The following is an 11,892-nucleotide window of genomic DNA, read 5'->3' as shown; positions in this document are numbered from 1 at the left end:
TCAGACCTCCTTCGACCACTGGGGCCCGGTGGCGGAGTGCGCGTGGTACTCGACCGACGCCGCCGTCATCCGCATGAACGCCTCCTCCAGCGAGGCCCGCTGGGCGCTCAGCTCGTGCAGGGTGATGCCGTGGCGGGCCGCCAGGTCCCCGACATCCTCGATGGTGGCGCCGTCGACCTCCAGCGCGCCGTCCCCGGCCTCGGTCGCGGCCAGGCCGGCGCCGTGCAGCGCGTCGAGCAGCCGCTCCCGCTGCGGGGAGCGCAGCCGTACAAAAGCGCGGGAGTTGCGCTGGATGAAATCCGCCATCGAGGTGTCGGCGAGAAGCCTGCCCTGCCCGATCACGATCAAGTGGTCGGCCGTCAGTGCCATTTCGCTCATCAGATGACTGGAAACGAAGATCGTCCGCCCTTCGGCGGCCAGGGTCTTCATCAGATTGCGGATCCAGTGAATTCCCTCGGGGTCCAGACCATTGACGGGTTCGTCGAACATCAGGATCTTCGGATTGCCCAGGAGCGCGGCGGCGATTCCCAGCCGCTGACCCATGCCCATCGAAAAACCTTTCGGTTTCCTCCTGGCCACGGCCGTGAGCCCCACCAGCTCCAGCACCTCGGAGACCCGGCTCTCCGGAATGCGGTTCGACTGCGCCAGGCACAGCAGGTTGTTGTACGCGGTCCGCCCGCCGTGCAGCCCCCGCGCCTCCAGCAGCGCCCCGATGTACTTCAGCGGCTCGTCGAGCTCCCGGTAGTGCCTGCCGTCGATCCGGACCGAACCGCCGGTCGGGTGGTCCAGGCCCAGCACCATCCGCATGGTGGTCGACTTGCCCGCGCCGTTGGGACCGAGGAAGCCCGTCACCACACCGGGGCGGACCTGGAACGAGAGGTGGTCGACCGCCATCTTCGTACCGAAACGTTTCGTTAGACCCTCGAGCTCGATCACCCGTCCACGCTACGGGCGCCCCGGACGGCCCGCCACCGGAATGACAGGGCCTGCCGACACCCGCGTCCGGTGTACGCGAAGGGCCCTGCGGGACCCATGCGCGCACGGCCGCCGGGCATGCGCGTCATGGGCCCCCAGGGCCCTCGGGAACCGACGAGCCGACGGGGCCGACGTACCGGCAAGACCGGCGGGCACCGACGTACCGACGGGACCGGCCGGAACTCCGACTAGCGGGTCTGCTGCGCCGGGACGCCGCGGGAGACCGGCTCGTCGTCCGCCGGCGAACCCGCCGCGGCCACGGCCGCACCGGTCAGCGTCGCCAGCATCTCGCGGACGTTGGTCAGCTGGGCGTTGATCGAGTCGCGACGGTTCGTCAGCGCCGCCAGCTCGCGCTCCGATTCGCTGCGGATACGATCAGCCTTGGCGTTCGCGTCCGCCACGATGTCCTCGGCCTGACGCTGTGCCGTCTCCACCGTCTGACGGGCCCGGCGCTCCGCGTCCGTACGCAGCTTCTCGGCCTCCAGGCGCAGCTGCTCCGCCCGGTGCTCGATCTCGGCGAGACGCTTCTCCGCCTTCGCCTGACGCGACGCCAGGTCCCGCTCCGACTGCTCCCGCCGCTTGGCGAGGTTCGTCTCGAAGTCGGCAGCCGCCTGCGCGGCCTTCGCCCGGGTCTCCTCGAAGAGCGCGTCCGCCTCCTCACGCTTGGACTGCGCGTCCTTCTGCGCCTCGGCACGCAGCGAGTTCGCCTCGCCCTGGGCCTTCTCGACGATCCGGACGCCCTCGTCCTCGGCCTTCGCCTTCCGCTCCGCCGCGAACGACTCGGCGTCGTTGCGCACCTGCTGCGCGGCCGACTCGGCGAGCTCGCGGTGCTGCTCGGCGGCGCGACGGGCCTCCTCGCGCAGGTCCTTCGCCTCCTCCTCGGCGAGACGGAGGATCTTCTCGACGCGGGCACCGAGACCGGCGTACGACGGCTCGGCGTCGCTGACCTGGGCCTGGGCGTTCTGCGTCTCGAGGTGGAGCTCCTCGATGCGCTTTTCCAGAGAGGTGATTCGGGCCAGAGCACTGTCTCGGTCGGCGACGAGTTTGGTAATGCGGTCATCCACCTGACCGCGGTCGTAACCACGCCGCACGAGCTCGAAGCCGAAGGGGGAGGAAGTGTCGCTCATGGGGTTCCTGTCGAATGAGACCGGTGAGGTGTTAGGGGGAATCCTAGGGGTCCACACGGCGTGTCTTCGAGCGGATGCCCGTTCAAACTGGAGAATGTCCAGCCTTTTGAGTGGCTTACTCGTCGGTTGACTTGCCACTCGAACGGGTAACCCCTGCCGCCGCAGTGGCCTTGACCCCGCCGTCCTTGGTACCCCCCGAAGGCGCCTCGAAAGATTCCAACGCCTCCAGCACGTCCTGGACACGGGAGATTTCGGCCTGAATGTCCTCCCGGCGGCGCACCAGCACCTCCAGCTCCCGCTTCCCCTCGGAGATCATCTTCTCGGCCTCGCGCTCCGCGTCCGCCTTGATCTTCTCCGCCTCGCGCGTGAGCGTCGCCTTCTTCTGCTCCGCCTCCTTGAGCAGCCCCTCCGCCTTCTTCACCGCCGAGATACGGACCTTGCTCGCCTCCGAGTTCGCGTCCGCCAGCAGCTCCTTCGCCTTGGCCTCCGCCTCGGCCCGCTGCTCGGTGGCCGCCTTCACCAGCTTGTCCACCCGCTCGCCCGCCGACTTCATCTGCTCGGCGCTCTCGCGGCGGGCCCGCTCGTGCAGCTCCTCGACCTCCGCCTCCGTGCGCCGGCGAAGCTCCTCCGTCCGCTCCCTTATGGCCGTCGCGTCGCCCCGCGCCCCGACCAGCAGCTCATCGGCGTCCGTACGGGCCTTCTCCACCAGCGAGTTGCCCTCGACGGTCGCCTCGGCGACGATCCGCTCCGCCTCCTTGCGCGCCGCGCCCACCATCGTGTCGGCCTGCGACTCCGCCTCGGCGGTGGCCCGCAGCGCCTCCTCCTGCGCCTTCGCGACGAGCTGGTCGGCCTGTTCGGCCGCGTCCGCCCGCCGCTTGGCCGCCGCCTCGCGCGCCTCGTCGACCACCCGGTCCGCCTCGGCCCGCGCCTCGGCGCGCAGCTCCTCGGCCGCCGCCTCCGACTCCGTACGCAGCCGCTCGGCCTCCGTACGGATGCGGTCCGCGGCCTGCTGCGCCGAGCCGACCGCCTCGGCCGCCTCCGCCCGCAGCCGCTCCGCCTCGCCGGTCGCCTCGGCCACCAGCCGCTCGGCCTCCGCCGCGGCCTCCGCACGCAGCCGCTCGGCCTCCGCCGTCGCCTCCGCGACCAGCCGCTCCACCCGCTCGGCGGTCTCCGCGCCGATCCGCTCGGCCTCGCCCGTCGCCTCGCCGACCAGCTGGTCCGCCTGCGCCGCCGCGTCCGCCCGTCGCTTGTCGGCGGCCTTCCGCGCCTCGTCGAGGACCTTCTCGCCGTCCGCCCGGGCAGCCGCCCGCAGCTCCTCGGCCTGCGCCTCGCCCTCCGCCTTGACCTGCTCGGCCTCGCTCCGCAGCCGCGCCGCGTCCTGCTCGGCCATGGCCAGCAGCTCGGCCGCCTCGGCCGTCATCCGCTCGGCCTCGGACGTCGCCTCGCCGACCAGCCGGTCCGCCTGCGCCGCCGCCTCCGACCGGATGCGGTTGGCGTCCTCGCGGGCCTCCGCACGGGTGCGCGCCGCGTCCTGCTCGGCGGCGGCCAGCGAGTCCGACGCCTCCGTACGCATCCGCTGCGCGTACTCGGCCGTGTCGCTCCTCAGCCGCTCCGACTCGGAGATGGCGTCCGCCATGGTGCGCTCCGCGAGCGCCTTGGCGGCGTCCGCCTCCTCCTGCGCCCGCTGCCGGACCCGGCCCGCGTCCTCCGCGGCCCGCTCCCGCTCCGCGTACGCGTCGGAACGGACCCGGTCCGCCTCCTCCTGCGCCTCGCCGCGCGTCCGCTCCGCCGCGTGCTCGGCCGCCGACCGCAGCCCGGCGATCTCCTCCTCGGCCTGCTCCTGCAACCCCGCGACCGCGTCCCGCACCTGCTGAGCGGTCTGCTCGGCGGCCGACACCATCTCGGTCGCCCGCCGGTCCGCCTCCTCGACCAGCCGCTGCGCCTCGGCCTGCGCCTCCTCCACACGCTTGCGCGCCGACGCCAGCAGCTCCTCGCTCTGCTCGCGCGCCCGCTCCCGCTCCTGGTCGGCCTCGCCGCGCGCGGCGCCCAGCGTCTCCTCCGCCTCGCGGCGGCGCCGGTTGGCCTCCTCCCGCGCGGCGGCCAGCTCCTCGGCGGCCTCCGCCGTCACGCGCTCGGCGGCGGCCGCCGCCTCCGCGCGCACCCGGTCGGCCGACTCCTGGGCCTCCGTCTTCAGGCGCTCCGCCTCCGCGGCGGCCTCCGACCGCAGCCGTACCGCCGCGTTCTCCGCCTCCGCGCGGGCCGTCGACGCGTCCGACGCCGCCTCGGTGCGCAGCCGCTCCGCCTCCTGCTCGGCCTGCGCCTGGAGCGTACGGATGCGCTCGGCGGCCTCGCCGCGCTGCCGCTCGCTCTCCTCGGCGGCCTCGCGGCGGATCCGCTCGCCCTCGGTGCGCGCGTCGGCCAGCGCCTGCTCCGCGCCCGACAGGCGCGTCTCCGCCTCCGCGTGCAGCCTGGCCAGCTCCTCGGCGGCCTCCGCCTGCCGGGCGGCGATGCCCCGCTCGGTCTCCTCGCGCAGCGAGGCGGCGGCCTGCTCGGCCGCGGCCCGCACCGACTCGGCCTGCTCCTCGGCCTCGGTGCGGAGCTCCTCCGCCTCGGCGCGGGTGCGCTCCAGCGTCTCCTCGGCCTGCTTGCGCAGGGCCGTCGCCCGGTCGATCGCCTCCGTGCGGGCCCGCTCGCTCTCGGCCGCCGCGGCCGTGCGCAGCTCGTCGGCGTCCGCCTTCGCCTTGGTCAGCAGTTCCTCGGCGGTCTTCGCCGCGTCCTCGATCTGCTGGAGCGCCTCGCGCCGCGCCTCGCCCCGGATCCGCTCGCCCTCGGCGATGGCCTCCGCCCGGAGCTGCTCGGCCTCGCCGCGCAGCCGGCGCGCCTCCTCCTGGAGTTCGACCGTCTTGGCGCGGTACTCCTTGGTGTCGTCCTTCGCGGCGCCCTTGAGCTGCTCGGCCGTGTCGTGGGCCTCTGACCGCAGCCGGTCCGCCTCGCTCTCCGCCTCGCGGCGGATCCGCTCCGCCTCCTCGGACGCCTTGCGGGTGGTCTCCCGCGCGTCGTCCGACGCCTTGGACAGCACCTCCTCGGCCGTCCGGGCCGCCTTGGCGAGCTGGGCGGCACTGTCCTCGGCCGCCGCCGTACGGGCCTTCTCGGACGCCTCGGCGACCAGCTTCTCGGCCGCCGCGCGGGCGTCCGCCAGCGCCTGCTCGGCCTCCGCCTTGAGCGCTTCGGACTCCTTGGTCGCCTCCGCGACCAGCCGGGCGATCTCCGCCTTGGCCGTACGGGTGCGCTGCTCCGTCTCCGACTCCGCGGTCGACAGCCGCTTGGCAGCCGACTCGCGGGCCTCCGCCACGACCTTGTCGGCCTCCGCGCGGGCCTCGCGCAGCCGCTCCTCCGCCTCCGCCATCCGCTGCTCGGCCGCCCGGCTGAGCTCGGCCGCCTGCTGGCGCGCCTGGTCCGACTCGGCGGTCGTCGCGCTGCGCAGCTGCTCGGCGTGGCTGGTGGCCTCCTGGGCCTGGGTGGACGCGGCGTTCAGCAGCCGCTCGGCGTCCCTGCGGGCGCGCAGCAGGATGGCCTCGGCCTCCGCGCGGGCCGTCTCGGTCTCGGCGCCCAGACGCCGGCGGGCCTCCTCGGCGAGCCGGGTGGCCTCCGCGCGGGCCGCGGCGAGCGCCTGCTCGGCCTCCGCGCGGGACTCCTCCATCAGGCGGCGGGCCTGCGCCTCGGTGCGGGCGCGCAGTTGCTCCGCCCAGGCCACGTTCTCGTTGACGTGGGCCTCGACCGTCTGGCGGCGCTCGGAGAGCTCCTGGTCCAGCCGCTGGCGCCGCTGGACCGCCTCGGCGTGCAACTCCGCCTGGAGGCGCGCCTGGTGCTCGGCGTGCTCCTGCAGTATCCGCTGCGTCTGGGCCCGGGCCTCGCGCAGCTCGCGCTCGGCGTCCGAGCGCAACTGGTCCGCCTGGATCTGGGCGTTCCGCAGCAACTGCTCGGCCTGGTAGCCGATGTCGGCGTTGTCGTACGCCGGCCGGGACGCGATGGTGCGCCGCGCCTCGTGGAGCTTGGCGCGCAACACCTCGACCTGGTAACCGAGGTCCTCGGCGTGCTGGACGGCCTTCTCCCGCTCGGTCTTCAGCCGGTCCATCTCGGCTTCGAACCGCGAAAGGTGGTCGTCAGCCCGGTGGCTCTCCTGGCGTTCGTAGCCCCGCACTGCGCGGTCCCATCCGTCCCCTGGTCGCAACTCTCTTGGTACGAGCACCGTTCGCCGGCGAACGGCCCCCCGGGGAATGGTGTCAGATCGAATGGCTCGACCACGACGCCGCGGCACGGCCCCGATCCGGCCCCGGCCCGGAGCCGCCCACTCTACCGGGCCAGGAATCCGGAGGTCAGTGCTCCACCGAGGACGTCCCGGCCGAGGTCACCAGTTCCGTCAGCACGCCGTGACAGTCCTTGGGGTGCAGGAACGTGATACGGGATCCCATGGAGCCGATGCGCGGCTCGTCGTACAGAACCCGCACACCCTTTTCACGGATCGCGTCGGCGTCCCCGTCGACGTCCGCCGTGCCGAAGGCGATGTGGTGCACGCCCTCGCCGTTCTTGGCGAGCCACTTGCCCACGGCGGAGTCCTCGCGGGTGGGCTCCAGGAGCTGGAGGTAGGAGGCGCCCCCGTCGGACGTCTCGTTGATCTTGAGCATGGCCTCGCGGACTCCCTGCTCCTCGTTGACTTCCTCGTGGAACACCTCGAAGCCGTACGTGGCACGGTAGAACTCAACGGTCTTGTCGAGGTCGAAACAGGCGATCCCGATGTGGTCGATTCGCGTCAGCATGGGACCAGTGCAGCGCGGAGGAGGTGGTTACGCAACGTGCGCGCCGTCACACTGGCTGCCCGGTGACCAGGACACGTACCGCTCAGTACATTGGCGGTAAACCCTCGTTCACTCCCACATCCAAGGGGCCGTGCCTCATGTCTGGAACGACCGGTACCACCTCAGTCATCGTCGCGGGCGCGCGTACGCCCATGGGCCGCCTCCTCGGCTCGCTGAAGACCTTCTCGGGCGCCGACCTCGGCGGCTTCGCCATCAAGGCCGCGCTGGACCGGGCCGGCATCGGCGGTGACCAGGTGCAGTACGTGATCATGGGCCAGGTGCTGCAGGCCGGCGCCGGCCAGATCCCCGCCCGTCAGGCCGCCGTCAAGGCCGGCATCCCCATGAACGTGCCCGCGCTCACCATCAACAAGGTGTGTCTCTCGGGTCTCGACGCGATCGCGCTGGCGGACCAGCTGATCCGCGCCGGCGAGTTCGACGTCGTCGTGGCCGGCGGCCAGGAGTCCATGACCAACGCGCCGCACCTGCTGCCCAAGTCCCGCGAGGGCTACAAGTACGGTGCGATCGAGATGATCGACGCCATGGCGTACGACGGCCTCACCGACTCCTTCGAGAACATCGCCATGGGCGAGTCCACGGAGAAGCACAACACGCGCCTGGGCATCGCCCGTGAGGCGCAGGACGAGATCGCCGCCCTGTCCCACCAGCGGGCCGCCGCCGCGCAGAAGAACGGCCTCTTCGAGGCGGAGATCACGCCGGTGGAGATCCCGCAGCGCAAGGGCGAGCCGGTCGTCTTCAGCAAGGACGAGGGCATCCGGCCCGAGACCACGGCCGAGTCCCTGGGCAAGCTCCGCCCGGCCTTCGCCAAGGACGGCACGATCACCGCGGGCACCTCCTCCCAGATCTCCGACGGCGCCGCCGCCGTGGTCGTGATGAGCAAGGCGAGGGCCGAGGAGCTCGGCCTCGACTGGATCGCCGAGATCGGCGCCCACGGCAACGTCGCCGGTCCGGACAACTCCCTCCAGTCCCAGCCGTCGAACGCCATCCGGCACGCGCTGAAGAAGGAGGGGCTGGACGTCGCCGACCTCGACCTGATCGAGATCAACGAGGCGTTCGCGGCCGTCGCCGTCCAGTCAATGAAGGACCTCGGGGTGTCCCCGGAAAAGGTGAACGTCAACGGCGGCGCGATCGCGCTCGGGCACCCGATCGGCATGTCCGGCGCCCGTGTCGTCCTCCACCTGGCGCTGGAGCTCAAGCGGCGCGGCGGCGGGGTCGGCGCGGCGGCGCTGTGCGGCGGCGGCGGTCAGGGCGACGCGCTGATCCTCCGCGTCCCGGGCAACGGCAAGTAATCCTCGCTGCGAGTAAGGAGCTACGTACGTGAAGGTGGACGTCCCCGCACTGGTCGCCCAGGCACGGGAGGGCCGGCCGCGTGCCGTGGCCCGGCTGATCTCGCTCGTGGAGGGGGCGTCCCCGCAGCTCCGTGAGGTGATGGCGGCGCTGGCCCCGCTCGCGGGCGGCGCGTACGTCGTGGGCCTCACCGGCTCGCCCGGCGTCGGCAAGTCGACGTCGACGTCGGCGCTGGTCAGCGCGTACCGGCGGGCCGGGAAGCGGGTCGGTGTGCTCGCCGTCGACCCGTCGTCGCCGTTCAGCGGCGGCGCGCTGCTCGGTGACCGGGTGCGGATGTCCGAGCACGCGTCGGACCCCGGCGTGTACATCCGCTCGATGGCGACCCGGGGACACCTGGGCGGGCTGGCCTGGGCCGCCCCCCAGGCCATCCGGGTGCTGGACGCGGCCGGCTGCGACGTGGTGCTCGTCGAGACGGTCGGCGTCGGGCAGTCGGAGGTCGAGATCGCCTCGCAGGCCGACACGTCCGTGGTGCTGCTCGCGCCCGGCATGGGCGACGGCATCCAGGCGGCGAAGGCGGGCATCCTGGAGATCGGCGACGTGTACGTCGTCAACAAGGCCGACCGGGACGGTGCCGACGCGACGGCACGCGAGCTGAACCACATGCTCGGGCTCGGTGAGTCGCGCGGGCCCGGCGACTGGCGGCCGCCGATCGTGAAGACGGTCGCCGCGCGGGGCGAGGGCGTCGACGAGGTCGTCGAGGCGCTGGAGAAGCACCGCGCGTGGATGGAGGAACGGGGCGTCCTCGCGGAACGCCGCCGCGCGCGGGCGGCGCACGAGGTCGAGACGATCGCGGTCACCGCCCTGCGGGAACGGATCGGCGACCTCCACGGCGACCGGCGCCTGGACGCGCTCTCGGAGCGCATCGTGGCGGGCGAGCTGGACCCGTACGCGGCGGCGGACGAGCTGGTGGCGGGCCTGACGGGCCGGTGACAGTGGCCCGGCCGGGGTGCGGCCCGGCCGGGCGTCCAGCCGTGGGGCCGCCGGCCCCGAGGAGGTGAGCCCGCAGGGGCCCACCCCACCCCCACCGGTCGGCAGCCGGCCTGGGGAGAGCGGGCCGCCGGCCCCCGGGGAGGGCCCGCCGCCGCCGCCGGACGGGGGCCCGGCCGTCAGTCGTCGTCGGAGCCGTCCGAGGTGTCCGACGCGCCCGAGGCGTCCAGCTTCGCCTTCGCCGTCCGCGCGTCCACCGTCCAGTCCTGGGTCTTGCCGTCCTTGGTGAGCAGCTCGACGTCCCAGGCCGGCTTGGCGTCGCCGTCGTCGTCCAGGTCCAGCGACAGCACGGTGCCGTGGGAGGCGACCGCGTCGAGGGCCTGCCGGGCCGTGACCTCGGGAGCCTTCACGGGCGCGTCGCCGTCCTCCGACGCGGTGGCGAACGCGGCCGCCGTGCCGCCCGTGGCCAGGGCCGCCGCCGCGATCGTGGCGATGATGAGGTTGCGCTTCATGGGAGGTCCTCCGATGCGATGGTGCGTTCGGTACGCCCACCACGGTGCCGACGGCTCGCTGAACCCACGCTGAAGGCGGCTGAAGGGTTCTTCAGCTTCCGTTTGGGACCCTGAACGCATGCGCCTGTTGATCGTGGAGGACGAGAAGAGGCTGGCCCTGTCGCTGGCGGCCGGCCTGCGGGCCGAGGGGTTCGCCGTGGACGTCGTCCACGACGGGCTGGAGGGCCTGCACCAGGCGGGCGAGGGGGCGTACGACCTGGTCGTCCTCGACATCATGCTGCCGGGGATGAACGGCTACCGGGTGTGCGGCGCGCTGCGGGCCGCCGGGAACGACGTACCGATCCTGATGCTCACCGCGAAGGACGGCGAGTACGACGAGGCGGAGGGCCTCGACACGGGGGCCGACGACTACCTGACCAAGCCGTTCTCGTACGTGGTGCTGCTGGCGCGGGTCAGGGCGCTGCTGCGGCGCGGCGGGGGCTCCGCGTCGCCGGTGCTCCGGGTGGGGGCGCTCACCGTGGACACGGCGGGGCGGCGGGTCCGGGTGGGGGAGGAGGAGGTGGCCCTCACCACCAAGGAGTTCGCCGTGCTGGAGGAGCTGGCCACCCGGGCGGGGGAGGTCGTGTCGAAGTCGGAGGTCCTGGAGCACGTGTGGGACTTCGCCTACGAGGGCGATCCGAACATCGTCGAGGTGTACGTGAGCGCGCTGCGGCGGAAGCTGGGGCCGGGGGTCATCACGACGGTGCGGGGCGCCGGGTACCGGCTGGAGCGGCGGTGAGTTCGGTACGCGCGCGGACCGCGCTGGGAGCCACGCTCGTGGTCGCTCTCGCCCTGGTGGTGGCGGGCGTGGCGCTGTTGGGGGTGCTGCGCGGCAACCTGGTGGACCAGGCGGGGCTGCAGGCGGAGGTGGCGGCACGCTCGGTGGCGTCGCAGATCGCCAACGGCACGCCCTTCGCCGAGCTCGACCTGCCCGACGACACCGAGGAGCACCCGGTGCAGGTGGTCGACGACCGTGGGCGGGTGGTCGCCGTCGGGGAGGACGTCCAGCGGATCGCGGGGACGTCGAGCCCCGGCACGAGGGCCGTCGCGGGCGGAGCCGGGGGCGGCGAGGTGTCGGAGGACGTGGACCACTCGACGGGGGAGGTCACGGTCGACGGCGAGACGGCGACGTACCGCTTCGCCGCCGTCGAGGTGTCGGGGGTGACCGTGTACGCGGGGGCGCCGCTCGCCACCGAGGAGGCGACGGTCGCGGGTGTGCGGGGCGCGATGCTGGCCGCGCTGCCGCCGCTGCTGCTCGTCGTGGGCGGCGTGACGTGGCTGGTGACGCGCCGGGCGCTGCGGCCGGTCGAGGGCATCCGGCGGGAGATGGCCGCGATCACGGCGTCGGAGGACCTGTCGCGGCGCGTCCCGGAGCCGGCGACGCGCGACGAGGTGGCGCGGCTGGCGCGGACGACGAACGAGACGCTGGCCGTGCTGGAGGCGAGCGTGGAGCGGCAGCGGCGGTTCGTCGCGGACGCTTCGCACGAGCTGCGCAGCCCCGTCGCGAGCCTGCGCACCCAGCTGGAGGTCGGCGCGGCGCACCCGGAGCTGCTGGACCTCCCGGGGGCGGTCGCCGACACCGTACGGCTGCAGCGGCTCGCGGCGGACCTGCTGCTGCTGGCGCGGCTGGACGCGGGGGAGCGGCCCGGCTCCGGGCGGGTGGACCTGGCGGCCCTGACCCGGCAGGAGGTGGCCCAGCGGACGGGCGACCGGGTGCCGGTGCGCGTCGAGGCGGTGGAGGCCGAGGTCGACGGCTCGCGCGGGCACCTGGCGCGCGTGCTGGGCAACCTGCTGGACAACGCCCAGCGGCACGCGGAGACGGCGGTGGCCGTGACGGTGCGCCGCGAGGGCCGGCACGTCGTGCTGGCCGTCGAGGACGACGGAGCCGGCGTGCCGGAGCCCGAGCGGGAGCGCGTCTTCGAGCGGTTCGTCCGTCTGGACGACGCGCGCAGCCGCGACGAGGGGGGCGCGGGGCTGGGGCTGGCCATCGCCCGTGACGTGGCGGTACGTCATGGCGGCACGCTCCGGGTGGGGCGTGCGGGGTCGGGCGGCGCGCGGTTCGAGCTGCGGTTGCCGGCGGCCGGGTGAGCC

The 11,892-nt window shown here is 73.7% G+C and carries 9 protein-coding genes; 4 read left to right on the top strand and 5 right to left on the bottom strand.

Annotation, left to right across the window (positions count from 1 at the left end):
- The 4 genes from IE109_RS17710 to mce all read right to left on the bottom strand — a co-directional run bounded on the left by IE109_RS17710 (position 1) and on the right by mce (position 6,919).
- The gene (locus tag IE109_RS17710) at positions 1-936 is read right to left on the bottom strand and encodes an ABC transporter ATP-binding protein (protein ID WP_189551849.1); all 936 of its coding nucleotides are present in this window, start codon (positions 934-936) and stop codon (positions 1-3) included.
- Positions 937-1,163: 227 nt separating this feature from the next.
- Positions 1,164-2,102, bottom strand: coding sequence for a coiled-coil domain-containing protein (locus IE109_RS17705; protein ID WP_064071808.1), 939 nt, complete (start codon positions 2,100-2,102; stop codon positions 1,164-1,166).
- Positions 2,103-2,217: 115 nt separating this feature from the next.
- Positions 2,218-6,303 (bottom strand): polarized growth protein Scy, encoded by a 4,086-nt coding sequence (gene scy / locus IE109_RS17700; protein WP_189551848.1) that lies wholly within the window; start codon positions 6,301-6,303, stop codon positions 2,218-2,220.
- 175 nt (positions 6,304-6,478) lie between these two features.
- Positions 6,479-6,919, bottom strand: a complete 441-nt coding sequence (gene mce, locus IE109_RS17695) for a methylmalonyl-CoA epimerase (RefSeq protein ID WP_189551847.1) — start codon at positions 6,917-6,919, stop codon at positions 6,479-6,481.
- A 137-nt stretch (positions 6,920-7,056) separates the two neighbouring features.
- Between mce and IE109_RS17690 the strand changes: the two genes are divergently transcribed.
- Positions 7,057-8,265 carry an acetyl-CoA C-acetyltransferase gene (locus tag IE109_RS17690; RefSeq protein WP_189551846.1) on the top strand — a complete coding sequence of 403 codons (1,209 nt, stop codon included), beginning with the start codon at positions 7,057-7,059 and terminating at the stop codon, positions 8,263-8,265.
- A gap of 28 nt (positions 8,266-8,293) precedes the next feature.
- Positions 8,294-9,253, top strand: a complete 960-nt coding sequence (meaB, locus tag IE109_RS17685; RefSeq protein ID WP_064071804.1) for a methylmalonyl Co-A mutase-associated GTPase MeaB — start codon at positions 8,294-8,296, stop codon at positions 9,251-9,253.
- Between the two features lie 176 nt (positions 9,254-9,429).
- Here the strand turns inward: meaB and IE109_RS17680 are convergent, their stop codons facing one another.
- Complete coding sequence (locus tag IE109_RS17680) at positions 9,430-9,762, bottom strand: PepSY domain-containing protein (protein ID WP_189551845.1); 333 nt, start codon at positions 9,760-9,762, stop codon at positions 9,430-9,432.
- A 118-nt stretch (positions 9,763-9,880) separates the two neighbouring features.
- Between IE109_RS17680 and IE109_RS17675 the strand changes: the two genes are divergently transcribed.
- Positions 9,881-10,540 (top strand): response regulator transcription factor, encoded by a 660-nt coding sequence (locus IE109_RS17675; RefSeq protein WP_189551844.1) that lies wholly within the window; start codon positions 9,881-9,883, stop codon positions 10,538-10,540.
- Positions 10,537-11,889, top strand: a complete 1,353-nt coding sequence (locus IE109_RS17670; protein ID WP_189551843.1) for a sensor histidine kinase — start codon at positions 10,537-10,539, stop codon at positions 11,887-11,889. The genes IE109_RS17675 and IE109_RS17670 overlap by 4 nt, the downstream gene beginning before the upstream one ends.
- The last annotated feature ends 3 nt before the right edge of the window (positions 11,890-11,892 follow it).

This window comes from Streptomyces lavendofoliae, assembly GCF_014649735.1.
Classification (GTDB): domain Bacteria; phylum Actinomycetota; class Actinomycetes; order Streptomycetales; family Streptomycetaceae; genus Streptomyces; species Streptomyces lavendofoliae.
This window is presented reverse-complemented; position numbering and strand designations above follow the sequence as displayed.

Coding starts and splice junctions, on each gene's coding strand:
- IE109_RS17705 (WP_064071808.1), bottom strand. CDS start 2,102: ATGAGCGACACTTCCTCCCCCTTCGGCTTCGAGCTCGTGCGGCGTGGT.
- IE109_RS17675 (WP_189551844.1), top strand. CDS start 9,881: ATGCGCCTGTTGATCGTGGAGGACGAGAAGAGGCTGGCCCTGTCGCTG.
- mce (WP_189551847.1), bottom strand. CDS start 6,919: ATGCTGACGCGAATCGACCACATCGGGATCGCCTGTTTCGACCTCGAC.
- IE109_RS17680 (WP_189551845.1), bottom strand. CDS start 9,762: ATGAAGCGCAACCTCATCATCGCCACGATCGCGGCGGCGGCCCTGGCC.
- IE109_RS17690 (WP_189551846.1), top strand. CDS start 7,057: ATGTCTGGAACGACCGGTACCACCTCAGTCATCGTCGCGGGCGCGCGT.